The 26,575-nt window shown below is 71.6% G+C and carries 24 protein-coding genes; 11 read left to right on the top strand and 13 right to left on the bottom strand.

Annotated features, from left to right (window positions below):
• Nucleotides 1-6: 6 nt before the first annotated feature.
• Together ACWEGE_RS09245 and ACWEGE_RS09240 are read left to right on the top strand one after the other, a co-directional pair.
• The gene (locus tag ACWEGE_RS09245; protein ID WP_449659937.1) at nt 7-1,563 is read left to right on the top strand and encodes a PucR family transcriptional regulator; all 1,557 of its coding nucleotides are present in this window, start codon (nt 7-9) and stop codon (nt 1,561-1,563) included.
• 164 nt (nt 1,564-1,727) lie between these two features.
• Entirely contained in the window at nt 1,728-2,654 is a 927-nt protein-coding gene (locus tag ACWEGE_RS09240) for a zinc metalloprotease (RefSeq protein ID WP_449659936.1), read from the top strand.
• 60 nt (nt 2,655-2,714) lie between these two features.
• Here the strand turns inward: ACWEGE_RS09240 and ACWEGE_RS09235 are convergent, their stop codons facing one another.
• Both ACWEGE_RS09235 and ACWEGE_RS09230 read right to left on the bottom strand, forming a co-directional pair.
• The gene (locus ACWEGE_RS09235; protein WP_449659935.1) at nt 2,715-3,122 is read right to left on the bottom strand and encodes a pyridoxamine 5'-phosphate oxidase family protein; all 408 of its coding nucleotides are present in this window, start codon (nt 3,120-3,122) and stop codon (nt 2,715-2,717) included.
• Nucleotides 3,119-4,054: a zinc-binding dehydrogenase gene (locus ACWEGE_RS09230; RefSeq protein WP_449659934.1), complete on the bottom strand. Its 936-nt coding sequence runs from the start codon at nt 4,052-4,054 to the stop codon at nt 3,119-3,121. Before ACWEGE_RS09230 ends, ACWEGE_RS09235 begins: the two co-directional genes overlap by 4 nt.
• A 174-nt stretch (nt 4,055-4,228) precedes the next feature.
• Between ACWEGE_RS09230 and ald the strand changes: the two genes are divergently transcribed.
• On the top strand, nt 4,229-5,344 hold the full coding sequence (gene ald / locus ACWEGE_RS09225) for an alanine dehydrogenase (RefSeq protein WP_449659933.1): 1,116 nt from the start codon (nt 4,229-4,231) through the stop codon (nt 5,342-5,344).
• Nucleotides 5,345-5,732: 388 nt separating this feature from the next.
• Here the strand turns inward: ald and ACWEGE_RS09220 are convergent, their stop codons facing one another.
• Nucleotides 5,733-6,410 (bottom strand): response regulator transcription factor, encoded by a 678-nt coding sequence (locus tag ACWEGE_RS09220; protein WP_449659932.1) that lies wholly within the window; start codon nt 6,408-6,410, stop codon nt 5,733-5,735.
• Nucleotides 6,411-7,012: 602 nt separating this feature from the next.
• Between ACWEGE_RS09220 and ACWEGE_RS09215 the strand changes: the two genes are divergently transcribed.
• The 4 genes from ACWEGE_RS09215 to ACWEGE_RS09200 all read left to right on the top strand — a co-directional run bounded on the left by ACWEGE_RS09215 (nt 7,013) and on the right by ACWEGE_RS09200 (nt 13,409).
• A complete protein-coding gene (locus ACWEGE_RS09215) occupies nt 7,013-8,074 on the top strand; it encodes an ABC transporter ATP-binding protein (protein WP_449659931.1) in 1,062 nt (353 codons plus the stop codon).
• Nucleotides 8,074-8,955 carry an ABC transporter permease gene (locus tag ACWEGE_RS09210; protein ID WP_449659930.1) on the top strand — a complete coding sequence of 294 codons (882 nt, stop codon included), beginning with the start codon at nt 8,074-8,076 and terminating at the stop codon, nt 8,953-8,955. The genes ACWEGE_RS09215 and ACWEGE_RS09210 overlap by 1 nt, the downstream gene beginning before the upstream one ends.
• A 96-nt stretch (nt 8,956-9,051) precedes the next feature.
• The gene (locus ACWEGE_RS09205) at nt 9,052-12,798 is read left to right on the top strand and encodes an ABC transporter ATP-binding protein (protein ID WP_449659929.1); all 3,747 of its coding nucleotides are present in this window, start codon (nt 9,052-9,054) and stop codon (nt 12,796-12,798) included.
• A gap of 140 nt (nt 12,799-12,938) precedes the next feature.
• Entirely contained in the window at nt 12,939-13,409 is a 471-nt protein-coding gene (locus ACWEGE_RS09200; protein WP_449659928.1) for a DUF4291 family protein, read from the top strand.
• Here the strand turns inward: ACWEGE_RS09200 and ACWEGE_RS09195 are convergent.
• Nucleotides 13,406-13,678 (bottom strand): hypothetical protein, encoded by a 273-nt coding sequence (locus ACWEGE_RS09195; protein ID WP_449659927.1) that lies wholly within the window; start codon nt 13,676-13,678, stop codon nt 13,406-13,408. The genes ACWEGE_RS09200 and ACWEGE_RS09195 overlap by 4 nt on opposite strands.
• Nucleotides 13,679-13,936: 258 nt before the next feature.
• Between ACWEGE_RS09195 and ACWEGE_RS09190 the strand changes: the two genes are divergently transcribed.
• Nucleotides 13,937-17,632 carry a multifunctional oxoglutarate decarboxylase/oxoglutarate dehydrogenase thiamine pyrophosphate-binding subunit/dihydrolipoyllysine-residue succinyltransferase subunit gene (locus ACWEGE_RS09190; RefSeq protein WP_449659926.1) on the top strand — a complete coding sequence of 1,232 codons (3,696 nt, stop codon included), beginning with the start codon at nt 13,937-13,939 and terminating at the stop codon, nt 17,630-17,632.
• 53 nt (nt 17,633-17,685) lie between these two features.
• Here the strand turns inward: ACWEGE_RS09190 and ACWEGE_RS09185 are convergent, their stop codons facing one another.
• The 4 genes from ACWEGE_RS09185 to ACWEGE_RS09170 all read right to left on the bottom strand — a co-directional run bounded on the left by ACWEGE_RS09185 (nt 17,686) and on the right by ACWEGE_RS09170 (nt 20,665).
• The gene (locus tag ACWEGE_RS09185) at nt 17,686-18,387 is read right to left on the bottom strand and encodes a hypothetical protein (protein WP_449659925.1); all 702 of its coding nucleotides are present in this window, start codon (nt 18,385-18,387) and stop codon (nt 17,686-17,688) included.
• Nucleotides 18,388-18,550: 163 nt separating this feature from the next.
• A complete protein-coding gene (locus ACWEGE_RS09180) occupies nt 18,551-19,531 on the bottom strand; it encodes an LLM class flavin-dependent oxidoreductase (protein ID WP_449659924.1) in 981 nt (326 codons plus the stop codon).
• Nucleotides 19,532-19,544: 13 nt separating this feature from the next.
• Nucleotides 19,545-20,063 carry a GNAT family N-acetyltransferase gene (locus ACWEGE_RS09175; protein ID WP_449659923.1) on the bottom strand — a complete coding sequence of 173 codons (519 nt, stop codon included), beginning with the start codon at nt 20,061-20,063 and terminating at the stop codon, nt 19,545-19,547.
• A gap of 56 nt (nt 20,064-20,119) precedes the next feature.
• Nucleotides 20,120-20,665 carry a TetR/AcrR family transcriptional regulator gene (locus ACWEGE_RS09170; RefSeq protein ID WP_449659922.1) on the bottom strand — a complete coding sequence of 182 codons (546 nt, stop codon included), beginning with the start codon at nt 20,663-20,665 and terminating at the stop codon, nt 20,120-20,122.
• 74 nt (nt 20,666-20,739) lie between these two features.
• Between ACWEGE_RS09170 and ACWEGE_RS09165 the strand changes: the two genes are divergently transcribed.
• Both ACWEGE_RS09165 and ACWEGE_RS09160 read left to right on the top strand, forming a co-directional pair.
• Nucleotides 20,740-21,480, top strand: coding sequence for an SDR family oxidoreductase (locus ACWEGE_RS09165; RefSeq protein ID WP_449659921.1), 741 nt, complete (start codon nt 20,740-20,742; stop codon nt 21,478-21,480).
• Between the two features lie 30 nt (nt 21,481-21,510).
• Nucleotides 21,511-22,137 (top strand): hypothetical protein, encoded by a 627-nt coding sequence (locus tag ACWEGE_RS09160; RefSeq protein WP_449659920.1) that lies wholly within the window; start codon nt 21,511-21,513, stop codon nt 22,135-22,137.
• A gap of 34 nt (nt 22,138-22,171) precedes the next feature.
• On the opposite strand, the gene ACWEGE_RS09155 is transcribed toward ACWEGE_RS09160, so the two are convergent.
• The gene (locus tag ACWEGE_RS09155) at nt 22,172-22,741 is read right to left on the bottom strand and encodes an N-acetyltransferase family protein (protein WP_449659919.1); all 570 of its coding nucleotides are present in this window, start codon (nt 22,739-22,741) and stop codon (nt 22,172-22,174) included.
• A 56-nt stretch (nt 22,742-22,797) separates the two neighbouring features.
• On the opposite strand from ACWEGE_RS09155, the gene ACWEGE_RS09150 reads away from it, so the two are divergent.
• Nucleotides 22,798-23,208 carry a helix-turn-helix transcriptional regulator gene (locus ACWEGE_RS09150; protein WP_176175046.1) on the top strand — a complete coding sequence of 137 codons (411 nt, stop codon included), beginning with the start codon at nt 22,798-22,800 and terminating at the stop codon, nt 23,206-23,208.
• On the opposite strand, the gene ACWEGE_RS09145 is transcribed toward ACWEGE_RS09150, so the two are convergent.
• The 4 genes from ACWEGE_RS09145 to ACWEGE_RS09130 are packed head-to-tail and all read right to left on the bottom strand — an operon-like array spanning nt 23,205 to nt 26,504.
• On the bottom strand, nt 23,205-24,077 hold the full coding sequence (locus ACWEGE_RS09145; protein WP_449659918.1) for an ABC transporter substrate-binding protein: 873 nt from the start codon (nt 24,075-24,077) through the stop codon (nt 23,205-23,207). The genes ACWEGE_RS09150 and ACWEGE_RS09145 overlap by 4 nt on opposite strands.
• On the bottom strand, nt 24,074-24,757 hold the full coding sequence (locus tag ACWEGE_RS09140) for an ABC transporter permease (RefSeq protein ID WP_449659917.1): 684 nt from the start codon (nt 24,755-24,757) through the stop codon (nt 24,074-24,076). Before ACWEGE_RS09140 ends, ACWEGE_RS09145 begins: the two co-directional genes overlap by 4 nt.
• The gene (locus tag ACWEGE_RS09135; protein WP_449659916.1) at nt 24,754-25,422 is read right to left on the bottom strand and encodes an ABC transporter permease; all 669 of its coding nucleotides are present in this window, start codon (nt 25,420-25,422) and stop codon (nt 24,754-24,756) included. The genes ACWEGE_RS09140 and ACWEGE_RS09135 overlap by 4 nt, the downstream gene beginning before the upstream one ends.
• Nucleotides 25,419-26,504 (bottom strand): ABC transporter ATP-binding protein, encoded by a 1,086-nt coding sequence (locus ACWEGE_RS09130; protein WP_449659915.1) that lies wholly within the window; start codon nt 26,502-26,504, stop codon nt 25,419-25,421. The genes ACWEGE_RS09135 and ACWEGE_RS09130 overlap by 4 nt, the downstream gene beginning before the upstream one ends.
• Nucleotides 26,505-26,575: the final 71 nt, after the last annotated feature.

Below are 26,575 nucleotides of genomic sequence, written 5' to 3'. Positions count from 1 at the left end.
GTTCCAGTGGTTTCGGTGCGGAGCGTGGTCGACCGGGTGGGTCCGACGCTGCTCCACGCGCTCCAAGTGCCCGAAGACTCGCCCGCGGTCGCCGACGTCGTGATCGCCGAGCCCGGCGGAGCCCTCACGCCGGCCGCCGGCGACCTCGTGCTCGGCGTCGCCACGACCGGTCCCGAAGACGCCGCCGAACTGGTCAAGCAGAGCGCCGGGCAGGGTGCCGCCGCCGTGCTGCTGAAGCCGCCGCTGGCCGCGAAACCGGCGGTGAAGCGGGCCGCGAAGGCCAGCGGGATCGCGCTGATCCAGGTGCACGCGGCGACGTCGTGGGCCCAGCTCGTCTGGCTGCTGAGGACCGTCCTGGACGCGCTCGCCGACGAGTCCGAGGACCTCGACCCGGGGTCCGGTGATCTGTTCCGGCTGGCCGACGCCGTCGCGAGCGTCGTCGACGCGCCGGTGACCATCGAGGACACCAACTCGCGGGTGCTCGCCTACTCCGCGCGCCAGGACCTGACCGACCCCGCGCGCGTCGCCACGATCATGGGCAGGCGCATCCCCGACGACGTCCTCGCGCGGTTCCGGTCGCGCGGGGTGTTCCGCGAGCTGTCGCGCGGGCGGCAGACGATCTTCGTCCCGGCCCAGCGCGACGGCACGCTGCCGCGGCTGATCGTGCCCATCCGGATGGGCGGCGAGCTGCTCGGCTCGATGTGGGCGGTGGTCGCCGGCCCGGTGTCCGACGAGCGCGCGGCCGCCTTCGCCGACGCGGCCCCGGTCGTCGCGCTGCACCTGCTGCGGCGCCGCGCGCACACCGACGCGCAGCGCCGCGCGTCGGCCGAGCTGCTGCGCGCGGTGCTCGAAGGCAGCGCGAACCCGCGCAAGGCGATGGCGGAGCTGGACCTGTCCGACGAGCCGCACCGCGTGGTCGTCATCGAGGTCACCGGGGGCGACGGCCGCGACGCGGAGGGCCTGCGGCTCGCCCTGCTCGAACGGATCTCCCAGGGCATCGGCAGCCGCCCGGTGGCGACCGAGCTCGGCGGGCTGCTCTACGCCGTGGTGCCGGACCGGCCGGGGCCGGGCGGCTGGTCCGAGCTGCGGCAGGCGCTGGCCCTGCAACCGGCGTCCCGGCGCGGCGGTGCCCCGCGGGCGGCGGCGGGTTCACCGGGCGGGATCGGCGACCTCTCGGCGTCACGCGCCCAGGCCGAGGAAGCCCTCGGCCTGCTGCGCGCCGAGATCCTCGCCGAGCGCGTGATCGCCTTCGACGAGGCCTGGACGGCGTTGACGCTGCACCGCGGCGCGACGGCGGCGGCCGCGGCGCGGGTCGCCGACCTCGGCCCGCTGCGCACCCTGCGCGCGCACGACGAATCGGGCAAGGCCGGCTACGTCGAGACGCTCTACGAGTGGCTGCGGCACCCCGGCGACCCGCGGGCGGCGGCGCGGGAGCTGCGGATCCACCCGAACACCCTGCGGTACCGGATGCGGAAGCTCCTCGAGCTGGTGCCGCTGGACCTCGACGACCCCGACGTCCGGCTGGCGCTGCTGACCCAGCTCGTGGCCGTGCGCTGGAGCTGATGGGCCGTTCGGAGCAACGCCCGACCTTATGCGTTACTCCGCATGGATCGCGCCGATCGTTCCGATTGTCTTTTCCCGCCGAAAGATGGTGGATTTCGAAGATTGCGTGCCGCATTTTCTCCTGACCACCCGGGGTAGCCGGGTCGTGGCAGAGGAGTTCGTCCATGAGCAGTTCGGAGCGGTTCGGTCGGGCCGTCAAGCTGGGTGCGGTGTCCGCGCTCTCCCTGGTCGCCCTGGTCGTCCCGGCCGCAGGAGCCGGAAGCGCCGTCGCGGCGCCGAGCGGCGACTGCTTCACCCCCACCCACGCCGCGGACCGCAGCAAGGACGGCCACGCCGACACGGTGTCCCCGGCCGAGGCGGCCCGCATGGAAGCGGACCTGCAGAGCAAGCTGGCCGGCAAGCGCACGGCGTTCTCCGCGTCGGCGGCCCAGGCGGCCGCGGTCTCGATCCCGGTGTACTTCCACGTGATCACCAGCGGTTCGACCGGCAACCTGCCGTCGGCGACGATCAGCAAGCAGATCTCGGTCCTGAACAGCGCGTACGCGTCGAGCGGCTTCAGCTTCTCGCTCGCCGGCACCGACTACACGAACAACTCGACCTGGTACAACGGCATCACCGACGGCACCTCGGCCGAGCGCAACATGAAGAACGCGCTGCGCAAGGGCGGCAAGAACGCGCTGAACATCTACACCGCCAGCCTCGGCGGCGGCCTGCTCGGCTGGGCGACGTTCCCGTCGAACTACAGCTCGCAGCCGAAGATGGACGGCGTGGTCATCCTCGACGAGTCCCTCCCGGGCCGCTCGGCGACGAACTACAACGAGGGCGACACGGCAACCCACGAGGTCGGCCACTGGATGGGCCTGTACCACACGTTCCAGGGCGGCTGCTCGGGTTCGGGCGACTACGTGTCGGACACCCCCGCCGAAGCGACAGCCACATCCGGTTGCCCGACGAACAAGGACACCTGCTCGTCGACGGGCAAGGACCCGGTGCACAACTTCATGGACTACAGCTACGACAGCTGCATGTACGAGTTCACCGCGGGCCAGGCCACGCGGATGAACAGCGCGTGGTCGGCTTACCGCGCCTGAGTTTTCCGTCTTCCCGCGGCGGAACCCGTGAAGGCCTTCTCGAGCTCCTCGAGGAGGCCTTCACGGCACTCGGAAGCTGAGGTCCTTCACCACCAGCCGCGAAGGCCGCAGGTGAACCCACACCGCGCCGACGTCCCCGTGCAGGTACTCGCGGAACCGCGGATCCCACCGTTCCTCGTCCGCCCCCAGGTACCGCACCAGCTTCCGCCGGCCACGCGCCACGTCGAACGGCCGCACTTCCGCATCGCCGCCCGCCAGCACCTGCACGACCACGCCGGTGTCGAGCTCGCAGACGTCCACCGTCAGCGCGATCCGCGGCCGCTCGCGAAGGAGCGCCGGCAGGCGGGACCACGGCCCGCTGAGGATCCAGAACGCGCCGTCCTCCCAGAGGTACCAGACCGGCCGGACCGTCGGGCCGTCCGTGGCCACCCGCGCCGTCAGCGGCCGGGCCAGGAAGTCGTCGATCACGGCACCAGCAACGTCTTCCCCACCGTCGTGCGCGACTCGATCGCCGCGTGGGCGTCCGCCGCCTTCTCCAGGGGGAAGCGCTGGCCGATCACCGGGACCAGCCGGCCGGCGGCCCCCGCCGCCAGCGCCGACTCCGTGAACCCCCGCAGCTCCGACGGCGACCCGATCGAGCGCACCAGGGAAACCCCTCGCGCCGCAGCGTCCTCCGAGGACACTTCGGCCCACGAACCGCCCGCCAGGCCGTAGGCCGCCATCCGGCCACTCGGGCGCACCAGCCCGAACGCCGCCGTGCCGATCGCGCCGCCCACGCCGTCGAACACCACGTCCACCGGGCCCACCGAGGACGTCCAGTCCGGCCGCAGGTAGTCGACCACCGCATCGGCCCCGCGCACGTGGGCCACCTTCGCCGGCCCGCCCGCCGCGCCGATCACCGTGGCCCTCGCTTCCTTCGCCAGCTGGACCAGCAGGCCGCCGACGCCGCCCGCCGCCGCCTCCACCAGGACCCGGTCGCCCGGGCGCACACTGGTCGCGTGCACCAAGCCGGTCGCCGTCCGGCCGTCCGCGAGGAGCGCCACCGCCGCGTCGAGCGACAGCGCGGGCGGCACCTCGAACACCGCGGCCGCGTCCACCGCGACGCGCTCGGCGTACCCGCCGGACCCGCCCGTCGCCGTGACCACCCGCCGTCCCGCCAGCCCGGGGTCCGCTCCCGCGCCGACCGCGCTGATCACGCCGCCGACGCCGTTGCCCGGGATCACCGGTAGCGAAGCCCGGAACGGCCCCGGCGCACCCGACCGGAACTGCGTCTCGACGAACGTGGTGTTCGCGAACGCCACCTCCACCAGCACCTGCCCCGGCCCGGGCACCGGGTCCGGCGCCTCCCCCGGGACCAGGACCTCCGGACCGCCGAACTCTCTCAACCACACCGCGCGCATACCGCCAACGCTGCAACTTCAAGTGAAGTCGAGGTCAAGCGGCTTGTGCGAACAGCACCACGAATACCGTCCAGAACTGTCCTGTCAGCACGATGACACCGCCGTCCGGGTGGTTCACCGTGAGTGCCAGCACCGCACTGATTCCGGACGCAAGACCGACCCAGGAGGCCGACCATGCGTATCGCCGTTCCCCGTGAGATCAAGAAGCACGAATACCGGGTCGCACTGACCCCGGCCGGGGTGCACGAGCTGGTCGGCCGCGGGCACGACGTCTTCGTCGAGACCGGCGCCGGCGTCGGCTCGTCCATCACCGACGAGGAGTACGTCGCCGCCGGCGCGAAGATCCTCACCACCGCCGACGAAACCTGGGCCGAGGGCGAGCTCGTCCTCAAGGTCAAGGAGCCCATCGCCGAGGAGTACGGCCGCCTCCGGCGCGACCAGGTCCTCTTCACCTACCTGCACATCGCCGCCGACCGGCCGCTGACCGACGCGCTGCTGGCCGCCGGCACCACCGCGATCGCCTACGAGACGGTGCAGACCGCGGGCGGCGCGCTCCCGCTGCTCGCCCCGATGTCCGAGGTCGCGGGCCGGCTGGCCCCGCAGGTCGGCGCGTTCTCCCTGATGAAGCCGAGCGGCGGGCGCGGTGTCCTGCCCGGCGGCATCCCCGGCGTGCACCCGGCGCGCGTCGTCGTCATCGGCGGCGGTGTCGCGGGCCTGAACGCCGCCCGCGTCGCGCTCGGCCTGGGCTCGGACGTCGAGATCCTGGACACCAACGTCGACCGCCTCCGTCAGATCGACAACGACTTCGGCGGCCGCATCCGCACGGTGACGTCGAACCGGCTGTCGGTCGAGGAGTCCGTCCTGCAGGCGGACATGGTCATCGGCGCGGTGCTCGTCCCCGGCGCGAAGGCGCCGAAGCTGGTCTCGAACGACCTCGTGGCCCGCATGAAGCCGGGCAGCGTGCTCGTCGACATCGCGATCGACCAGGGCGGCTGCTTCGCCGACTCGCGCCCGACCACGCACGACGAGCCGACCTACACCGTGCACGAGTCCGTCTTCTACTGCGTGGCGAACATGCCGGGCGCGGTGCCCCGGACGTCGACCTACGGCCTCACGAACGTCACGCTGCCGTACGCGGTCCAGCTGGCCGAGCACGGCTGGAAGGCCGCACTGCAGGCCGACGCGGCGCTGGCCAAGGGCCTCAACACGCACGACGGCGCCCTGACGAACGGCCCGGTCGCGGTGGCCCACGACCTGCCGCACACGCCGCTGGACACCGTCCTCGCCTGAGCTGTTCCGCCCGAGCGGGCCCCTGCCGCACCGCGGCAGGGGCCCGCTCCCCTTTTGCCGGCAGCCGCCGCCCGAAGGCGATCGAAGGCAGCTCGGCCCACCTCCGCAACCCGCACGCGAAGAGCAGCGCCACGGCGGAGGTCGCGACGGCCTTGCCCAGCCCGGCCACGAGCAGCAGCGCCGAACGTGGAAGCCGCGCAGCGAAACCCGGCCGGTGCGGTCCTCTTCGCGCAGCGCCGGCGTGCTGATCAGGAAGCCGGACAGCACGACGGCGTTCTCGAGGCGGCTCTCGGCTTGGAGGACGAACCACGCCGAAACCGCGCCGAGCGCCACGCCGGAGGCGGCGAAGGCCGTGGCGGCGACGCGGAACCGGGTCGAGCGTCAGAAGTCAGGCACCGGTGGTCACCACGTGGTAGCCGGCACCGCGGACCGTCCGGATGGTCTCGGCCCCGAACGGGACGTCGATCTTCCGCCGCAGCGCACTGACGTGCACCTCCACCAGGTTGGTGGTGGCGGAGGCGGCGAAGTCCCAGAGGTTGTCGAGCAGCTCGGCCTTGGTGACGACTTGGCCGGGCCGCTGCATGAGGTAGGCGAGGAGGGCGAACTCCTTGCCGGTGAGGGTGATGTCGGCCGTGCCGCGCCGGCAGGTCCGGTCGGCCTGGTCGAGTTCGAGGTCGCCCAGCCTGAGGACACCCGGCCGGGTGGCGCCCCCGCGCCGGATCAGCGCGCGCAGCCGGGAGAGCAGGACGCCGTAGGAGAAGGGCTTGGGGAGGAAGTCGTCGGCCCCGGTGTCGAGGGCCTCGATCTCGTCGTCTTCCCCGTCCTTGGCGGTGAGCATCAGGATGGGAGTGCTGTTCCCTTGCTCCCGCAGCCGGCGGCAGACGCGATAGCCGTTCAGCCCGGGCAGCATGATGTCCAGCACGATGGCGGCATAGGAACGTTCCCCGGCGTGCCAGACGGCATCCCGCCCGTTGTGGGCGACATCGACGGCGTACCCCTCGGCGGTCAGCCCGGCCCGCAGCGCCTCAGCCAGCCGCCGTTCATCCTCGACGAGCAAGATCCGCATCGAGCAAAGATGCCACAGCCCAGCCCCCACCCAACAACCCAGCACGCCCGCCCCCACCAGCCACCACGCAGGGCCGCGGCAGAGTCACAGGCCAGCACAAGGCCACAGCAGGCCCGGAAGCCAGACAAGCCGCGGTAGGGCTGGAAGCCAGCCAGGCAACAGCAGGCCTGGAAGCCAGACGGGCCACAGCAGGCCCGGAAGCCAGAGGGACCGCGGCAGGGCTGGAAGCCGAGCACAAGGCACCGTGGGGGTCCGGGGGGCTCGGCCCCCCGGGAGAAACGACAAAGTCGACATGAGCGGCGAAGCCGCGATGCAGAGACGAAGGGGCGACCCGCTCAACCAGCCTGGGGGTCACTGGGAGCGGGCCGCCGATACCTAGCTTAGAGGGCTTCGGCGGACTTGGCTGCACCGGGTCGGCAAGTCGCACGAATTCTTTACCAAGTTGATCTGCCGGAGATCGAAAACCCTCTGGTCAGAGCCGCCCGGAGCCGTACTGGCCAGTAGCGGAAAGTGACGAAGGTCGCTCTCGCGCGTTCCGTGCGCGCGAGCGGCGCCGGTAGGGCAGGATGACGCCGCATCAGCGGGGAACGTTAGGGGACGGTATGCACGACGGCAGTGGCCGGATTGTGGTGCAGAACCTGAGCAAGCAGTTCGGCGCCGTGAACGCCGTGCAGAACCTGAGCTTCACGGTGGAACCGGGTTCGGTGACGGGCTTCCTGGGCCCGAACGGCGCCGGCAAGACGACGACGTTGCGCATGTTGCTCGGGTTGGTGACACCCACATCGGGGACGGCGACGATCAACGGACGGCCGCACGCGCAGCTGGGGAACCCGGCGCGGGTGGTGGGCTCGGTCCTGGAGAACGAGGGTTTCCACCCGGGCCGGACGGCGCGCAACCACCTCCGGGTGTACGCCGCGGCCATCGGCGTGCCGGACAGGCGCGCCGACGAGGTGCTCGGCCTGGTGGGGCTGGGCAGCGCCGCGGACCGGAAGGCGGGCGGGTTCTCGCTCGGCATGCGGCAGCGGCTGGCGCTGGCGACGGCGCTGCTGGGCGACCCGCAGGTGCTGGTGCTCGACGAGCCGACGAACGGCCTCGACCCCGAAGGCATCCTGTGGCTGCGCAACTTCCTGCGGTCCTACGCGCGGGAGCAGCGGCGGACGGTGCTGGTGTCGAGCCACCTGCTCAACGAGGTCGAGCAGCTGATCGACCAGGTCGTCATCATCAGCCAGGGCGTCACGCGCTACTACGGCCCGCTGGAGCAGCTGCGCAAGAGCCAGCAGTCGCGGGTGCTGGTGCAGCCTGCCGACCCGTCGGCGCTGGTGAAGGCGTTGCAGGACAACGGCATCACCGGGGTTTCGCCGACGCCGGACGGCCGGGTCGCGGTCGCCGGGTCGAGCGTGCAGCAGATCGGTGACATCGCCGCCAAGGCCGGGATCGCGGTCTACGGGATGCAGGAGGAGCACGTCGACCTGGAGCGGATGTTCTTCCAGCTGACGCAGGGCCAGTACACCGGCGCGCCGGGGTACCCGCCGCCCGGCTACCCGCCGCAGCCGCAGTACCAGGGCCCGCCGCAACAGCAGTACCCGCCGCAGCAGCACTACCAGCAGGGCCCGCCGTCGGGCCCGCAGCAGCAACAGCAGTACTGGGGAGGACCGCAGCAGTGATGGGCAACCTGATCAAGGCGGAGTTCCGCAAGACGCTGTCGCTGAACACGTGGTGGGTGCTGCTGATCCCGCTGGCGCTGGTGGCGTTCTGGCTGACCTTCTTCTGGGGCAAGCTCACGAACAACTTCGTGGACTACATCGGCGGCTCCGACGCCCGCGAGATCGCGGCCGCGGTCGGCCTGGACGCGAGCAAGCTGCCGGTCGGGCTGCTGGCGTTCGCGCACGGCGTGAACATCGCGCAGCTGATCCCCGGCCTGTTCGGCGTGTTCGCGCTGGCCGGCGAGTACCGCAGCAAGACGATCACGACGACGTTCCTGACCGCCCCGAACCGGGTCACGGCGTTGACCGCGAAGATGCTCACGTACGTGGGCTGGGGCGCGATCTACGGCGTGGTGAGCGCCGGCGTCTCGGCGATCGCGGTGATGGCCTCGGTCGACTCCAGCCGGTGGCCCAGCGCGGGCCAGTGGCTGGCCGCGCTCGGCGGGACGGTCCTCGCGTCGGTGCTGGTGACGCTGTTCGGCATCGGGTTCGGCGCGGTGCTGCGCAGCGTGCCGCTGGCCGTGGTGCTGTTCCTGGTGTGGTTCCTGATCGTGGAGAACGTGCTGGTCGTGGCGCTCTGGGGACCGGCCGACATCCTGGGCGGGATCCTGCCGAACGGCACCGCCAACGGGATCGTGGGCGGGATCGCGGCGGACGCCTTCGGGATCAACTCGCTGAACCTGCCGGGCGGGGTCGACCACTGGTCGGCGCTCGGCCTGCAGCTGGCCGCGGGCTCGCCGGGCGTGATCTCGTGGTGGGCGTCGGCGCTGATCTTCTTCGCCTGGACGATGGTGTTCTTCGGCCTCGGCTGGGCGGGCAACCAGAGGCGCGACATCACGTAGTCCCCGCCGTCCCGGAAGGCCACCTCGAGCAGCTCGAGGTGGCCTTCTCCGCGTTCGGGGAAATATTTTGTCGGTGGTGGCGCTTACTGTCACAACGTGACCGTCGCTCCGCCTCGCTCCCGTCAAGAGCTCCCACCCACCGAGACAGCCGGCTGGATCCGCCGGCTGTCCGCGGCGGCGTGGGAGCACCGCGTCCTCGTCGTGCTGTCGCTGCTCGCCGCCGCGGTCGGCGTCGGTGTGCAGGCCGCGAGCCCGCTGCTGGTGCGCACGGCGGTGGACGACGCGGTCGCCGGGCAGACCGGCGGCCTGCCCGGGATCGCCGTCTTCCTGGTCGCGCTGCAGCTGGTCGCCTTCGGCACCGCGTTCGCGCGCCGCTACCTCGGCGGGAAGCTCGCGCTCGACGTGCAGCACGATCTGCGCCAGCGGGTCTTCAACGCCGTTTCGCGGCTGGACGGCGGAAAGCAGGACGCGCTGCGCACCGGCCAGGTGGCCTCGCGCGCGATCTCCGACCTGCAGCTGGTCACCGGCATCCTGATGCAGGTCCCGCTCTCGTTCGGCTCGGTGGTCTTCGCGCTGCTGTCGTTCGTCGCGATGCTGTGGCTGTCCCCGGTGCTGACGCTGATCGCGCTGGTCGTCACGCCGGCGGTCGGCATCATCGTGACGCGCAGCCGCAAGCGCCTCTTCCCGGCCACGTGGTCGGCGCAGCAGCGCGCGGCGGACGTTGCGCAGCAGGTCGAAGAGACCGTCACCGGGGTCCGGGTGGTCAAGGGCTTCGGCCAGGAATCGCGGGAAGTCTCGAAGCTGGAGGCGACCGCGCGCAAGCTGTTCGGCGAGCGGCTTCGCGCGGCGAAGCTGTCCGCGGTCCCGACGGCGACCACCGCCGCCCTGCCGGCCGCGGGCCAGGTCGCCGTGCTCGGCATCGGCGGCGTCCTGGCGCTGAACGGGTCGATCACGCTCGGCACCTTCCTCGCCTTCGCCACCTACCTCGCGACGCTGATCGGCCCGGCCCGGATGCTGTCCGGCCTGGTCGTGCAGGCGCAGCTGACCCGCGCCGGCGCCGAGCGGGTGTACGAGCTGATCGATGCGCAGCCCGAAGTCGTCGACGCGCCGGACGCGCGGCCGCTGCCGGAGGGGCCGCTGGGCGTGGAGCTCGACGCCGTCCGGTTCGGCTACACCCGCAGCGAGCCGGTGCTCGACGGGCTTTCGGTCACCGCGCACCCGGGCGAAACCCTCGCACTGGTCGGCACCGCGGGCTCGGGGAAGTCGACGATTTCCCTGCTGCTGCCGCGGTTCTACGACGTGCACGAGGGCGCGGTCCGGGTCGGCGGTCTCGACGTCCGTGACGTCCCGCTGCGGCAGCTGCGGCAGGCGATCGGCGTGGTGTTCGAGGAGGCGTTCCTGTTCTCCTCGTCGATCCGCGACAACATCGCCTACGGCCGGCCGGACGCCACCGAGGAGGAGGTCGTCGCGGCCGCGCGGGCCGCGGAGGCGGACGGCTTCATCCGCGCGCTGCCGGAGGGGTACGACACGCTGGTCGGCGAGCGCGGGCTCACGCTTTCGGGCGGGCAGCGGCAGCGGCTCGGGCTGGCCAGGGCACTGATCACCGACCCGCGGATCCTCGTCCTCGACGACGCGACCTCGGCCATCGACACCGTCACCGAGGCGGCGATCCACGACACCCTGCGTTCGGTCACCGCGACCCGGACCACCCTGCTGATCGCGCACCGGCGCTCCACGCTGGCCCTGGCCGACCGGATCGCGGTGCTGGACGAGGGCCGCGTCGTCGACGTCGGCACCGAGGCCGAGCTGATGGCACGCTGCCCGCTGTTCCGCGAGCTGGTCGCGGGCCCGGGCGACGACGTCGAGGAGAAGCACCGCTGCGAAGGCCTGGACTGCGGCCAGGACGGGGTCACGCCTTCGCTGTGGCCGCGCGACGAGAGCCAGGACGAGGTCGACGCGCTGGCCGAAGCCGCGCGGATGCGCAGCGGCGACCCGAACAGCAGCGGGTTCGTCGGCGGGGGCGGCGGCCTGGACGTGCCGCCGACGCCGGAACTGATCGAGGGCGTGCGCAGGCTCCCGGCGGCGGTCGACCAGCCGCGGCTGCCCGGCGTGGACGTCACCGCGCCCGACCCGAAGTTCCGGCTGGCCGGGCTGCTGCGGCCGGTCCGCTGGCCCCTGGCCGTGGTGATCGCGCTGGTGGCGGCGGACGCGCTGGCGTCGATCGCGCTCCCCGGGCTGTACCAGTTCGGCGTCGACCACGGCGTCCGCGCGGGCGTCGAGTGGATGATCTGGCTGGCCGCCGGCATCGGCGCCGCGGTGATCGCGGCCGACTGGCTGGTGGTCTTCGCGCAGACGCGGCTGACCTCACGAGTGGGCGAGACGGTCCTGTACGCACTGCGCGTCCGCAGTTACGCGCACCTGCAGCGGCTCGGGCTCGACTACTACGAGCGGGAGCTGTCCGGGAAGATCATGACCCGGATGACGACGGACGTCGACGCGCTCTCGACGTTCCTGCAGACCGGCCTGGCCACCGCGGTGGTCAGCGCGCTGACGCTGGCCGGGATCACGGCCGCGCTGCTGGTCACCGACGCCGGGCTGGCGCTGTACGCGCTGGCGATGGTGCCGGTGCTGGCGGTGGCCACGGTGATCTTCCGGCGGTCGGCGTCGAAGGCGTACAACGAGGCCCGCGAGCGGGTCAGCGTCGTGAACGCGGACATGCAGGAGAACGTCAGCGGGCTGCGGGTCGCGCAGGCGTACACGCGTGAAGACCGCTCCGCGGAGGCGTTCGCTTCGCGCAGTGACGAGTACCGGCGCTCGCGGCTGCGGGCCCAGCGGTACGTGGCGACGTACTTCCCGCTGGTGGCGCTGATGTCGGACCTGGCGACGACGACGGTGCTGGTGGCGGGCGCGAACCGGGTGTCGGCGGGCACGCTGTCGGCCGGTGTGCTGCTGGCGTTCCTGCTGTACCTGCAGCAGTTCTTCTCGCCGATCCAGCAGCTGTCGGCGGTGTTCGACAGCTACCAGCAGGCGAGCGTCGGCCTGAACCGGATCGGCGACCTGCTGCGGACGCCGACGTCGGTCCCGGCGGCCGAGAAGCCGGTCGCGGTGCCGTCCCGGCTGCGCGGCGAAGTGTCGTTCAAGGAGGTCGACTTCTCGTACGCCGGCGCGGAGACCCCGGCGCTGGCGGAGTTCTCACTGGACGTCTCGGCCGGCGAGACGATCGCGCTGGTCGGCGCGACCGGCGCCGGGAAGTCGACGGCGGTGAAGCTGGTGGCCCGCTACTACGACGTCACCGGCGGCGAGGTCCGGATCGACGGCACGGACGTCCGCGAGTTCGAGCTGGCCGGCCTGCGGCGCCGGATGGGCGTGGTGCCGCAGGAGGCCCACCTGTTCTCGGGCACGGTGGCCGACAACGTCCGCTACGGCCGCCCGTCGGCGACGGACGCGGAGGTCGAGGCGGCGGTCCGCGCGGTGGGCGCGCTCGACGGCGTCGCGGCCCTGCCCTCGGGCTTCCTGCAGCCGGTGGGCGAGCGCGGCCGCTCGCTGTCGGCGGGCCAGCGCCAGCTGGTGGCCCTGGCCCGGGCGGAGCTGGTGGACCCGGACGTGTTGCTGCTGGACGAGGCCACCGCGGCCCTGGACCCCTCGACGGAAGCGGCGGTCCTGCGCGCAACGGAGACGGTCGCCCGCCGCCGGACGACATTCGTGGTCGCCCACCGCCTGGCGACGGCGGCCCGCGCCGACCGCATCGTGGTCCTGGACCACGGCCGCATCGTCGAAACCGGAACCCACGCCGAGCTCCTGGCCGCCAACGGCCACTACGCCCGCCTCTGGTCCCTCGGCTGAACCCGTAACTCGCGTGATTCCGGCCGGAACTCGCGTGATTGGGGACGTAACTCGCGAGTTCCGGCCCCAATCACGCGAGTTCCGCCTCCAATCACGCGGGATACGGGTTCGTGTCGCCGAAACCTGGGAGCATGGCGGGCATGTTCGAAGAGAAGCGGGTGCCCGACCGGCAGGTCCGGGCCGCGCAGACCGACGGGACCGTGCGGGTCTACCTGGCCTGCTCGCCCGCCGTCGCCGATGCCGCGCTCGAGAAGCAGGCCTTCGAGCCGAGGGGCTCGGTGCTGGTCACGCCGTCGTTCCGGCTCGCGGCCCACGACAGCGACAACGGGCGCAAGCCCGGCCACGAGCGCGTCCTGGCCGCCGACCTCACCCGCGAGGGCTTTGAGCAGGCTCTCGCCGGGCACGTCGAGTGGGTGCCGGAGCGAGATCTCGACCACACACCGCTGAACTTCCAGGCCATCCGGATCCGCAGTGAGCTCCCGGACGAGTGGATCACCGCCGTCAGCGACGTCACACCGGTGATCCGCGACATCGCCGGGCTGCTGGCCACCGACCAGCTCCACCTGGCGGTCAAGCTCGTCCCCCACGAGCCGCCGTACGAGCTCGGCTAAGGCAGCGCCCGCCACTTCAGCGAGCCCAGCCCGGCCGCCTCGACGTCCGGCCGCGACGCCCACCGGACCGTCCCCGGCCGGACGTGGACCCCGGCCCCGACCAGCCAGTCCGGCTCATCGGGCTCGACCCACGCCATCTCCTCGACGTCGGACGGCGAGAGCCAGACCGCCGAGCACGAATCGCACCGGAGCACGACCGTGCCGGACTCCGTCACCAGCGGCCGCACCAGGCCCTGGTCCCAGAACGAAGGACATTCGACCAGCCACATGACCCCAGCAGAACCCACCGCGGTGAACGTCCGACGGCGGCCGGGGGAAGCCGGGCGGAAGAGCCCGGGAACCCTGTACCCGGTCCAGTGCTTAAGGTTCCCTTAGCACATCTTGATCGAGTCAGTGACCGATACCCTAGTGCGCCACGCCTCACACAGGCCGGTTCCATCACATCGCGGTCACCGAGGGGGTTAGCCTGGTAGGCGCATCAGCGGATTCAAGATCGAGATCGAGACGGATAGAGGCGAGCCCCAGCCGTGTCCAGCAGCAGCCCTGCGTCACAGTTCGGCCCCAACGAGTGGCTGGTCGAAGAGATGTACGACCAGTTCCTCGCCGACCCTTCCTCAGTCGATGCCGCATGGCACGACTTCTTCGCGGACTTCAAGCCGACGCAGAGCGCGCAGGCCAAGGCGGACACCGCCCGGCAGCAGGCCGACGCCAAGCCCGCCACCAACGGCCAGGCCACCCAGCCGTCGCCGAAGGCCGTGCAGAACGCGGAGTCGGCGGCCAAGCAGGCCGCGCCCACCAAGCCGGCCCCCAAGGCCGAGCCGAAGGCGGCCCCGAAGCCGGCGGCCGCGAAGGCCGAGCCCAAGGCCGAGGCGAAGAAGGAAGAGCCGGAGTCGAAGCAGCTGCGCGGCGCCGCGGCGGCCATCGCCAAGAACATGGACGCCTCGCTGAGCGTCCCCACCGCGACCAGCGTGCGCGCGGTCCCGGCGAAGCTGATGGCGGACAACCGCATCGTCATCAACAACCACCTCAAGCGCACCCGCGGCGGCAAGATCTCCTTCACGCACCTCATCGGCTACGCCATGGTGCGGGCGCTGAAGGACTTCCCGAACATGAACCGGCATTACCAGCAGATCGACGGCAAGCCGTTCGCGATCACGCCGGAACACGTCAACTTCGGGCTCGCGATCGACATGAAGGGCAAGGACGGGTCCCGCAACCTCGTCGTGGCCTCGGTCAAGTCCGTCGAGGACATGACGTTCCTGCAGTTCTGGCAGGCGTACGAGGAGATCGTCAAGAAGGCCCGCAACAACAAGCTGACCGCCGACGACTTCTCCGGCACCACGATCTCCCTGACCAACCCGGGCGGCATCGGCACCAACCACTCGGTGCCGCGCCTGCAGGCCGGCCAGGGCGCCATCATCGGCGTCGGCGCCATGCAGTACCCGGCCGCCTTCGAGGGCACCAGCGAGAAGACGCTGGTCGACCTCGGCATCAGCAAGATCATGACGCTGACCTCGACCTACGACCACCGCATCATCCAGGGCGCGGAGTCGGGCGAGTTCCTCAAGCGCATCCACCAGCTGCTGCTCGGTGAAGACGGCTTCTACGACGACGTCTTCACCAGCCTGCGCCTGCCGTACGAGCCGATCCGCTGGGTCGCCGACATCCCGGACGGCCCGGTCGACAAGACCGCCCGCGTGATCGAGCTGATCGACGCGTTCCGGATGCGCGGCCACCTGATGGCCGACACCGACCCGCTGAACTACCGCCAGCGCAGCCACGCCGACCTGGACGTCCTGTCCCACGGTCTCACCCTCTGGGACCTCGACCGCGAGTTCCCGGTCGGCGGCTTCGCCGGCCAGGAGCGGATGAAGCTGCGCGACATCCTGGGCGTGCTGCGCAACTCGTACTGCCGCACGGTCGGCATCGAGTACACCCACATCCTCGACCCCGAGGAGCGCCGCTGGATCCAGGAGCGCGTCGAGATCCCGCACGAGAAGCCGGACCCCGCGGTCCAGAAGTACGTGCTCTCGAAGCTGAACGCCGCCGAGGCGTTCGAGACGTTCCTGCAGACCAAGTACGTCGGCCAGAAGCGCTTCTCGCTGGAGGGCGGCGAGACGGCGATCCCGCTGCTCGACACGCTGCTGGACAAGGCCGCCGAGCACGAGCTCGACGAGGTCGTCATCGGCATGCCGCACCGCGGCCGGCTGAACGTGCTGGCCAACATCGTCGGCAAGCCGATCAGCCAGATCTTCCAGGAGTTCGAGGGCAACCTCGACCCGGGCCAGGCGCACGGTTCCGGTGACGTGAAGTACCACCTCGGCGCCGAGGGCAAGTACTTCCGCATGTTCGGCGACGGCGAGACAAAGGTGTCGCTGACGGCGAACCCGTCGCACCTGGAGACCGTGGACCCGGTGCTCGAGGGCATCGTCCGCGCGAAGCAGGACCTCTTGGACAAGGGCGGCGAGGGCTACACCGTGCTGCCGGTCCTGATGCACGGCGACGCGGCCTTCGCGGGCCAGGGCGTCGTCGCCGAGACCCTGAACCTGGCGCTGCTGCGCGGGTACCGCACCGGCGGCACCGTGCACGTCATCGTCAACAACCAGGTCGGCTTCACCACCGCGCCGGAGCACTCGCGCTCCTCGCAGTACGCCACCGACGTCGCGAAGATGATCGGCTCGCCGATCTTCCACGTGAACGGCGACGACCCGGAGGCCGCGCACTGGGTGGCCAAGCTGGCCGTCGAGTACCGGCAGGCGTTCCACAAGGACGTCGTCATCGACCTGATCTGCTACCGCCGCCGCGGGCACAACGAGGGCGACGACCCGTCGATGACGCAGCCGGCGATGTACGACATCATCGACACGAAGCGCTCGGTCCGGAAGACCTACACCGAGTCGCTGATCGGCCGCGGCGACATCTCCGTCGAGGAGGCCGAGGCCGCGCTGCGCGACTTCTCCAGCCAGCTGGAGCACGTCTTCAACGAGGTCCGCGAGCTGGAGAAGCACCCGGCGAAGGCCAGCCCCTCCGTCGAGGAGGAGCAGCAGGTGCCGGCCAAGGTCAAGACGGCGGTCACCGGCGAGGTCATCGAGCGCATCGGCGACGCGTTCGTCCAGGTCCCCGAGGGCTTCACGCCGCACCCGCGCGTCAAGCCGGTGATGGAGCGCCGCCACAAGATGTCCCGCGAGGGCGACATCGACTGGGCGTTCGGCGAGCTGCTGGCGTTCGGGTCGCTGGCGATGGAGGGCCGGCTGGTCCGGCTGTCCGGCCAGGACTCCCGCCGCGGCACGTTCACCCAGCGGCACTCGGTCTTCATCGACCGCAAGACCGGCCAGGAGTACGCGCCGCTGCAGAACCTGGCCGACGGCCAGGGCCGCGTGATGATCTACGACTCGGCGCTGTCGGAGTACGCGGCGGTCGGCTTCGAGTACGGCTACTCGGTGGCGAACTCCGAGGCGCTGGTGATGTGGGAGGCGCAGTTCGGCGACTTCGTCAACGGCGCCCAGACGGTCATCGACGAGTACATCTCCTCGGGCGAGGCCAAGTGGGGCCAGCGCTCGGACGTCGTGCTGCTGCTGCCGCACGGCCACGAGGGCCAGGGCCCGGACCACACGTCCGGCCGCATCGAGCGCTTCCTCTCGCTGTGCGCGGAGGGCTCGATGACGGTGGCGGTGCCGTCCACCCCGGCGAACTACTTCCACCTGCTGCGGCGCCACGCCCTCGACGGCATCCAGCGCCCGCTGGTCGTCTTCACGCCGAAGTCGATGCTGCGCAACAAGGCGGCGACCTCGGCGGTCGAGGACTTCACCGGCGAAAGCCGCTTCATGTCCGTCATCGACGACGTCACGCCGGACCCGTCGAAGATCCGCAAGGTGCTGCTGACCTCCGGGAAGCTGTACTGGGAGCTGGTGGCGGAGCGGGCGAAGCGCGAGGCGGACGACGTCGCGATCGTGCGGATCGAGCAGTACTACCCGCTGCCGAAGAAGAAGCTGCTGGCGGCGCTGGAGCGCTACACGAACGCGTCGCAGGTCGCGTGGGTCCAGGAGGAGCCGGAGAACCAGGGTGCGTGGCCGTTCTTCGGCCTGAACCTGCCCCGGAAGTTCCCGGAGGTGCTCTCGGGCCTGCAGGTCGTCTCCCGCCGCCCGATGGCGGCCCCGTCGGCGGGTTCGTCGAAGGTGCACGAGGTCGAGCAGAAGGCGCTGATCGCGAAGGCGTTCGACTGATCGCTTGACGAGAGAACGGCCTCCCCACGGTTCGCCGCGGGGAGGCCGTTCTTTTACTGCAGGGACTCGGAAGCGGCCTTGGCCAGGCTGTGCGCGTTCCGGCGGCAGCGTTCGATGTTGCGGTCGGACGGATCGGCGGCGGTGACGACCACGGTGGCGTCGACGTTGCCCTGGTAGAACCGCACGCCGCACTGCATGGTGCCGCTCTGGTCGTAGTCGACGTCGGCGGCCTTGGTGGCCTTGCCGATGGTCTCGGTGATCGGCTTGGCGCCCGCGTCGACCGCGTTCTCGAAGCCCGCCTTCGCGTAGCCGGGGCCGTCGCCCGAGCCGGGCTGGTTCGACTTCGCGAGGAACATCGACAGCGAGCCGGACGACGAGCCGGGCTTCATCCACGAGCAGCTCAGCTGGGAGAGCTGGATCTTGTCGTCCGAGGTGCTGGCCGGCTCGGCCGGGCCGTCCTTGTCCAACGGCGGCAGGTTGTTCATCCGGCTCCCGACCTCACTGCACCGCGGCAGCGAGGAGTACTTGTCGGCTTCACCGGCGGGAGCAGTCGAGGAAGGCGCGGCCGAGGAACGCTTGTCGTCGGAGGTCAGCAGGAAGAACGCCCCGACCCCGACCCCGGCGAGCAGGAGCACCCCGGCCACGACGAGAACGACGACGAGGGCGGTCTTCCCACCGGACTTCGGCGGCGGGTACCCGGGGTACTGCGGCGGCGGCTGGTACTGCGGATACGGGTATTGAGGTCCTTGCTGCACGAACCGGACACTAGGCCATTCGCGCGGGCCGAGCAGGCCGTTCACCCGAAATCGTCAGCCGTTCCGGTGGCCGGGGGGGTGCGGACCCGCCTCAGCGGCCGGCGGCCGGCTTGAGGCCGAGGAAGATCCCGCCGCCGTCCCGCACGAACTCATTTCCGGGACGTCAGCCGCGGACGGCCGCCGCCACGTGGGCGGCGTCCTCGATGGCCTTCTCCGGGGGCTCCCCCGGCAGCGGCAGCAGGACCACTGAGCCGCTGCCCGCCTCGTGCAGCGCCCGGACCGACGCCGCGCAGTCGTCGAGCTCGCCGCAGATCGCCAGGCGGTCGATCCACTCCGGACGCAGGCCGGCCGCCACCTCGTCCACTGTGGACGCCGAGTCCAGCAGCGCCAGCAGCTCGCCGGCGAACGGCAGGCCCTCCACCTGGACCCGCGAGCCGGGCGTCAAGGACTCCGCCACCGTCATCCGCGCCCGCTCGCGATCGCCGAGGGCCAGCCAGTTGTACGTCACCACGGCGTGGTGGGCCGGCGCACCGGCCGCCGCGCGGCCCGGAGCGATGCCCTCCAGCGCCGTCCGGACGTACTCCGGCGGGGCGGGCTCGGCCAGGATCGTGCCGTCCGCCGCCGCCCCCGCCACCGCCAGCGACTTCGGGCGGCGCACGCCCGCCACCAGCGGGGGCGGCGACGACGGCGGGAACACCAGCTCGACCTCGTCCAGGTGGACGTGCCGGCCGTCCATCGAGACGCGCTCGCCCGCCAGCAGCCGCCGGACCACCAGCAGCGTCTCCTCCAGCGCGGCCAGCGGGGACGCCGGATACGCGCCGATCTGCCGCATCCACGACGCGACGCCGTGGCCGAACCCGGCGATCAGCCGGGCCGGGTGCAGCTCGGCCAGCGCCGCGATCTCCATCGCCGCGATCGCCGGGTTGCGCGCCACGGCCGGCAGCACGCCGATACCCACCTTGATCGTCGACGTCACCGCGAGCGCCGTCGCGACCGTGGCGACGCCGGCCGCCCAGAAGCAGTCTTCGACCAGCCAGAGCTCCTCGAGACCGGCGTCCTCGGCCTGGCGCGCGAGGTCGCGCAGCTTAGCGGGCGGCTGCTCGCGGTTGATCCGGACGCCGACCGACCTGGTGGGTGCGTACATGCGCGGCTCCTGTTCAGATCCGGGAGAACGCGGGCGCGTACTCGAAGGCGCCCGCGTGGGTGGGTGCGTAGGCGGCCAGCGTCCGCGCCTGGAAGTGCCGGCCCCACCGCGGGTCCGGGGCGGTGATGGCCAGGTCCGACGCCGTGACGAACCCGAACCGCGAGTAGTAGTCCGGGTTCCCGAGCAGGACGACCAGGCTGTACCCGAGTGCGTCCGCCGCGCCGACGACGGCGTGCACCAGCGCGGAGCCGACGCCGCCGGCCTGGTGTTCCGGCAGCACGCCGAGGGGGCCGAGGCCGACGGCGGTTCCGGTGTTCTCGCCGAGGCTCGCTCGGCTGCAGCAGACGTGCCCGACGACGGTGTCACCGCGGACGGCCACGAGGGAGAGCGGGTTGAGGAGGTCGCCTTCGGCGCGGAGTTCGTCGACGAGGGGCGCTTCGATCGGGGTGACGCCTTCCTCGCGCCGGAACGCTTCGCGGTGGACGGCGTGGATGGCCGCCTGATCGGCAGGCGTTTCGCGGCGGATCAGCATGATCGCCACCTTGCCCGTGGCGGCGGCGGACGGCAATCGGGTTTCCGGGCCGGCCGCTATGCGCGCAGGCCGTCGACGATCACCGCGACGATCCGGGGCGCGCGTGCATCCCAGTCCGCTTCCGGAATCCGGGACAACGCCCCGAGCAGCAGGATGACGTCGGCGGCGTCGACGCCCGCGCGGATCTCCCCCGCGGCCTGCCCCCGGTTCAGCAGCGTTTCGAGCGCTTCGTCGAGCCGGTGGTGCTGGCCGGCGTAGAGGTCCTGCCACGCCGGCACCTCGATCGCCGCCATCACGCCGCGCTTGACGCGGGCGTACTCGACCAGCCTGTCCAGCCAGCGGGACAGCGCGGCCAGCGGGGAGTGCTCCGCCAGCAGCGGCGCCACCGTGTCGACGAGCTGGGTCAGCTCGGCCCGGTACACCTCCGCCAGCAGGTGCTCGCGCGTCGGGAAGTGCCGGTAGAGCGTGCCCTGCCCGACGCCCGCGGCCTTGGCCACCCGGTGCAGCTTCAGCTCGCCGGCCGCGCCGTTGGATTCGCTCAGCTCCGCCCGTGCGGCCTCGACGATCAGCTCTCGGTTGGCGACGGCGTCCGAACGCGGCACGACCAGCTCCTCGCATAAGTGGACAACTGTCCGGTAGGCTTAAGCGGACAGTTGTCAGTTTAGCGGGAGGTGTCATGTCGAACGGACTGGACAAGGTCGTCGCCATCACGGGCGCGAGCAGCGGGATCGGCGAGGCGACGGCTGTGGAGCTGGCGAGCCGCGGCGCGGCCGTCGTGCTGGGTGCCCGGCGCACCGACCGGCTCGAAGTGCTCGCGCGGAAGATCCGGGACGACGGCGGGCGCGCGGAGCTGCTGGACGTCGACGTGACCCGCCGGGCCGACCTCGAGCGGCTCGTCGCCCTCGCCGTCGAGCGCTTCGGCCGTCTCGACGTCCTGGTGGCCAACGCCGGCGTGGCCCGGATCGCGCCGGTGAGCGCCCTCGACGTCGACGACTGGGACGCGATGATCGACGTCAACCTCCGCGGCGTGCTGCACGGGATCGCCGCCGCGTTGCCGGTGTTCCGCACGCAGGGCCGCGGGCACTTCGTCACGACCGTCTCGACGTCCGGGCTGAAGATCGTCCCGGCCCAGGCCGTCTACGCCGGCACCAAGAACGCCGTGCGCACGCTGCTGGAGGCGCTGCGGCAGGAGTCGACCGACGGCGTCCTGCGCACGACGTCCATCTCGCCGGGGTACGTGCGCACCGAGCTGGTCGACTACGTCCAGGACCCCGCGCAGCGCGAGCAGGTCCAGCAGGCGATGGCCGCGCTCGGCATCAGCCCCGACGCGGTCGCGCGGGCGATCGCGTTCGCCATCGAGCAGCCGGACGACGTCGAGATCGGCGACCTCACCATCCGGCCCACCCGGCAGGGCTGAGCGCCGGAGACCCCTGGCAAGGTACGGGCGGTGAACGAGCGTGACTGGCGGGTGCTGCTGCTGGGCGGGGCGTCCGGCACCGGCAAGAGCCAGGTCAGCTACCCGCTGGCCCGGCGGTACGAGGTGCCGATCGTCGAGGTGGACGACCTCGTCCTCGCCGTGCAGCGGATGACCACCCCGGCCGGGCAACCGCTGTTGCACTACTGGGACACCCACCCGGACGCCGGCCGCCTGCCGGTATCGGAGGTGGTGGAGCTGCAGATAGCGGTGGCCGAGGCGCTGCAGCCGGCGCTGGAAGCGGTGATCGGCAACCACCTGGAGACCGACACCCCGGTCGTCATCGAGGGCGACTACCTGCTGCCCGCGCTCGCTGCGCAGGACTCGTTCGCCGGCCAGGCGGCAGGCGGCCGGGTCCGCGCGGTGTTCCTGCACGAGCCCGACCCCGGCCGGCTGGTGGCCAACTACCTGCAGCGGGAACCGGCCGAGGGCGAACAGCGCAGCCGGGCACAGGTCAGCGCCCGCTACGGCGACCGGCTGGCCGCGCGGGCCGCCGAACTCGGGATCCCGGTCGTCACCGCGCGGCCGTGGACCACCACGCTGCGCCGGGTGTGCGCCCTGCTGGACGCGCCCGACGGACGCACAGGCACCCAGGGCTAGCGCTCTCTGTCCATGAACCACGCCAATCCCCTGGTCAGCGGAGATCCAGCCGCATCAGCCAGCGGACCCGGCGATCGGCCCGCGCCCCGGTCGGCCGGATCCGTTCGAACCCCGCCGCCTCGAACAGGGACGTCGTACCGACGTGGGCCGCGCTCGAGCTGATGCGCGCGCCCTCCGGATCGACCGGGTAGCCCTCCACCGCCGGGGCGCCGCACGAACGCGCGTAGTCGACCGCCCCGGCCAGCAGCGCCGCCGACACCCCCTTGCCCCGGTGCGACGAGCGCACCACGAAACAGACCACGCTCCACACCGCCAGGTCGTCGAGCGGCGGAATCGTCCGGGAGCGCTTCAACCGCTCCATGCTCGACCGCGGCGACACCCCGCACCAGCCGACCGGCGTGGCCCCGTCGTAGGCGAGCACGCCCGGCGCGGACTGGCCCGTGCACAGACCGCGGAGCCGTTCGGCCCGCGCTTCACCGCGCAGCGCGCTGTACTCGGCCGACGTGACGCGGTAAGCGAGGCACCAGCAGGCACGCTCGTTCCCGCTCGGGTTGAGGATCGAGGCGACGTCTTCGAAGTGCGAAGCAGGACGAACGATGACCATGGGAGCACCGTAGGATCCGATTCCCGACAAGGCGATGTCGGTTGAGGAGACCACGGATGGATCGGCTCGTCGGCTCCGGCCGCTACCCGGGGATGACCCAGCTGCACCAAGCCGTGCCCCTGGTCGAACGGCAACACGCCCTGATCGAGGAGATGCGCGCGCGGACACCCCGGTTCGTCAGCGGCCGGGTGCTGGCCGAGCGCACCGGGACGACCGTGCGGACCGTCGAACGCGACATCACACGGCTGCGCACGGCCGGCGTCCCGGTCGAGGTCAAGCGCGGCGCGGGCGGCGGCTACCGGCTCACGATGCCGTCCGTCGTGCCACCGGTGAGCTTCAGCCCGGGCGAGGTCGCCGCCCTCGTTGCGTCCCTCGTGGCCCTTGGCCCCTACACCTCCGCCACGGCCGCCAGCGCGCTGGGCAAGCTCCTCACCGCCTTCCGCCAGCGCGGCGAGCACGTCCGCTAGGCCCGAGCGAGGAACTCCTCCGCGATGTCCAGCGGGTTCCGCTTCTCCTCGGTGAACTGGACGTTCAACCGCGTGAGCTCTTCGGTCGTCAGCGCCGCCGAAACCCGGTTCAGCGCCGCCACTTCCGCCGGCGAAAGCGTTCCCCGGGCCACCAAGGGCACGATGTTCTGCGCCGGGAACATGTTCTTGTCGTCGACCAGCGGCACGAACCCGTTCGCCGCGATCGTCGAGGACGTGCTGAACAGGTCGGCCACCTGGACGTCGCCGGACTTCAGCGCCGCCACCGTCACCGGGCCGCCGGTGTCGGTCGTGCGGATCTCCTTGAACTCGCAGCCGTACAACGACTTGATCTTGTCCTTCCAGCGGCTGCTCCACTGGCCCGGCCCGCCGAACACCAGCTCACCGCAGCGCTTTCCCAGGTCGGAGAACGTCTTGACACCCGAAGACGCCAGCTGCGGCCCGACCACGAGCAGGTCCTTGTCCTCGGCGGGCGCCTGGTCCAGTACCTCGAAGCCTGCCGGGAGCTTCTGCCGCAGCTGCGCGTAGACGTCCTGGGACGTCGTCGCGGTGGTGTCCTTGTCGAAGTAGCGCAACAGGTTCCCGCTGTAGTCCGGCACGACCGACAGCGACTTGTCCTGCAGGGCCTTGACGACGACCTCGCGGCTGCCCACCGGCGGCCGCACGGTCACGTTCGAAGCACCGGCCTGCCGCAGCGCACCGGCGTAGATCTGGGCCAGCAGCAGGCTTTCGCCGACGTCGGACGCCCCGATGATGATGTCCCCCGACGGGCCGCCCTCGCCGCCGCCCGCCAGCGGGTTGCCGCAACCGGCCGCCAGCACCAGAACCACCAGCAGCACCAGCCGCTTCACGCCGTCACCTTCTTCGCGGCCGCCGCGAGCCGGACGCCCCGGGGCACCAGAGCGCGGTTCAGCAGGGAAAAGAGCAGGTCCAGGACGATCGCCAGCACCGTCGTCAGCAACGCGCCCGCGATCACCTCGGAATAGTCCAAAATGGCCAGTCCGTCGAGCAGGAACCGGCCCAGGCCACCGAGTCCGACGTACGCGGCCACCGCGGCGGTCGCCACCAGCTGGAGCACGGCGTTGCGGATCCCGCCGAGCACGAGCGGCAGCGAGATCGGCACCTCGACCTGCCACAGCCGCTGCCAGCCGGTCATCCCGACGCCTTCGGCGGCGTCGACCACGCCGTGGTCGGTCGCCTGCAGCCCGGCGTACGTGCCGGCCAGGATCGGCGGCACGGCCAGCACGACGAGCCCGATGATCGTCGAGGTGACACTTTCGGTGAAGAGCAGGAACAGGAACGTCACGAGCCCCAGCGTCGGCAGTGCGCGGATGGCGTTGCCGGCGCTCACCAGCGCGACGCCGCCGCGGCCGGTGTGGCCGACGAACAACCCCAGCGGCACCGCGATGACCAGCGCGATCGCCAGCGACAACGCCGTGTAGCCGAGGTGCTCCAGCAGCCGCTGCGGGACGCCGTCCGGCCCGGACCAGTGCGCCGGGTCGCCGAACCAGTGGACGAGATCGGTGATCACGGCGCTCCCACCCGGGTCCACGGCGTCAGCAGGTTTCGCGCGCCCACCAGCACCAGGTCGACGACCAGGGCCAGCACCAGCGTCAATACGATGCCGACCACGATCGGCGAGAAGTACTCGCGCTGGAAGCCGTCGGTGAACAGCACGCCGAGGCCGCCGGTGCCGATCAGCGCGCCGACGCTGACCAGGCTGATGTTGCTGACCGACGCGACCCGCACGCCGGCCGCCAGCACCGGCACCGACAGCGGCAGTTCGACGGCGAAGAACCGCCGCACCGGCTTGTACCCGACGGCGGTGGCGGCCGCGATCACCGGCGGCGGCACCGCGTCGAGCGCGTCGAGCACCGGCCGGACCAGCAGCGCCGTGGTGTAGATCGTCAGCGCGACGACGACGTTGGCGCTGTCCAGGATCTTCGTCCCGATCAGGCCGGGGATGACGACGAACAGCGCGAGCGACGGGATCGTGTAGAGCAGGTTGGCCAGCACCATCAGCACCTGCCGGGCGGGTGCCCAGCGGTAGCCGAGCCAGCCCGCCGCGATCGCCAGCACGATGCCGAGCACCAGCGGGAGCAACGCGAGGTAGACGTGATCCCCCAGGTCACCGAGGATCTGCCCGCGGTTGTTCGCGCTGCCGAGGTACCGCCCGAGCTCGTCGAAGAAGCTCATGACGCCTGGGGCGTGCCCTCGATGACGTCCAGGACCTGCCGCGCGACCACGGCGCCGAGCACCCGGTGTTCTTCGTCGACGACCACGCCGAGGCTGGCGGGCGACGACAGCGCCGCGTCCAGCGCACCCCGGATCGGTGTCCCCCGCACCCAGAGCGAACCGCCGGCGACGAGGTCGTCCTCGCCGAGTGGTCCGTCCACAGTGGAGTTCGGGGGCAGCCAGCCGCGGGGCTGCTTCTCGGAGTTGACCGCCAGCCGCCAGCCGTCGCTCGCCGCGACACTGGCCCCGATCTCGACCAGCTCCAGCTCCTTGACCTCGACGCCTTCGGCGGAGAGGAACGACAGGCCGCGGTAGCCACGGTCCCGGCCGACGAACGACGCCACGAAGTCGTCCACCGGGTGCCGGAGCACGTCGGCGGGGGTGCCGTACTGGGCGAGCTTGCCGCCGACGCGCATCACGGCCACCTTGTCGCCGAGCCGGACGGCCTCGTCGATGTCGTGCGTAACGAACACGATCGTCTTGCCCAGCTGGGACTGCAGCCGCAGCAGCTCGTTCTGCAGGTCTTCGCGCACGATCGGGTCGACCGCCGAGAACGGCTCGTCCATCAGCAGCACCGGCGAGTCCGCGGCGAGCGCGCGGGCGACGCCGACGCGCTGCTGCTGGCCGCCCGAGAGCTGGGCCGGGTACCGCTTGCCGAGCTCGACCGGCAGGCCGATGATCTCGAGCAGCTCGGCGGCCCGCTTGCGCGCCTTCGCCTTGTCCCAGCCCGAAAGCAGCGGCACGGTCGCGATGTTGTCCAGCACCGTCCGATGTGGAAAGAGACCGGCGTGCTGGATGACGTAGCCGATGCCGCGGCGCAGCAGCGCCGGGTCGCCCTCGGCGACGTCCTTGCCGTCGAGCAGCACCTGCCCGCCGGTCGGCTCGACCATCCGGTTGATCATCCGCAGCGACGTCGTCTTGCCGCAGCCGGACGGGCCGACGAACACGGTGATCGTGCCGTCCTCGACCGTCAGGTTCAGCTTGTCGACGGCGACCGTCCCATCCGGATACTGCTTGGTCACGTCGCGGAATTCGATGGTCACTGCCACTCCCCATGTCCGGTGCAACCGACCGTAGCCGAGACGGCGGTGGTTGGCACGCTGTTCCGAGGGCT

The organism is Amycolatopsis sp. NPDC004747, from assembly GCF_053601335.1.
Note: the sequence above shows the minus strand (reverse complement) of the source record. Positions and strands in the feature narration are given on the sequence as shown.

Coding starts and splice junctions, on each gene's coding strand:
- ACWEGE_RS09215 (WP_449659931.1), top strand. CDS start 7,013: ATGCACGACGGCAGTGGCCGGATTGTGGTGCAGAACCTGAGCAAGCAG.
- ACWEGE_RS09155 (WP_449659919.1), bottom strand. CDS start 22,741: ATGGTCATCGTTCGTCCTGCTTCGCACTTCGAAGACGTCGCCTCGATC.
- ACWEGE_RS09150 (WP_176175046.1), top strand. CDS start 22,798: ATGGATCGGCTCGTCGGCTCCGGCCGCTACCCGGGGATGACCCAGCTG.
- ACWEGE_RS09195 (WP_449659927.1), bottom strand. CDS start 13,678: ATGTGGCTGGTCGAATGTCCTTCGTTCTGGGACCAGGGCCTGGTGCGG.
- ACWEGE_RS09230 (WP_449659934.1), bottom strand. CDS start 4,054: ATGCGCGCGGTGTGGTTGAGAGAGTTCGGCGGTCCGGAGGTCCTGGTC.
- ACWEGE_RS09220 (WP_449659932.1), bottom strand. CDS start 6,410: ATGCGGATCTTGCTCGTCGAGGATGAACGGCGGCTGGCTGAGGCGCTG.
- ACWEGE_RS09175 (WP_449659923.1), bottom strand. CDS start 20,063: ATGCTGATCCGCCGCGAAACGCCTGCCGATCAGGCGGCCATCCACGCC.
- ACWEGE_RS09165 (WP_449659921.1), top strand. CDS start 20,740: ATGTCGAACGGACTGGACAAGGTCGTCGCCATCACGGGCGCGAGCAGC.
- ACWEGE_RS09210 (WP_449659930.1), top strand. CDS start 8,074: ATGGGCAACCTGATCAAGGCGGAGTTCCGCAAGACGCTGTCGCTGAAC.
- ACWEGE_RS09240 (WP_449659936.1), top strand. CDS start 1,728: ATGAGCAGTTCGGAGCGGTTCGGTCGGGCCGTCAAGCTGGGTGCGGTG.
- ACWEGE_RS09180 (WP_449659924.1), bottom strand. CDS start 19,531: ATGTACGCACCCACCAGGTCGGTCGGCGTCCGGATCAACCGCGAGCAG.
- ACWEGE_RS09135 (WP_449659916.1), bottom strand. CDS start 25,422: ATGAGCTTCTTCGACGAGCTCGGGCGGTACCTCGGCAGCGCGAACAAC.
- ald (WP_449659933.1), top strand. CDS start 4,229: ATGCGTATCGCCGTTCCCCGTGAGATCAAGAAGCACGAATACCGGGTC.
- ACWEGE_RS09200 (WP_449659928.1), top strand. CDS start 12,939: ATGTTCGAAGAGAAGCGGGTGCCCGACCGGCAGGTCCGGGCCGCGCAG.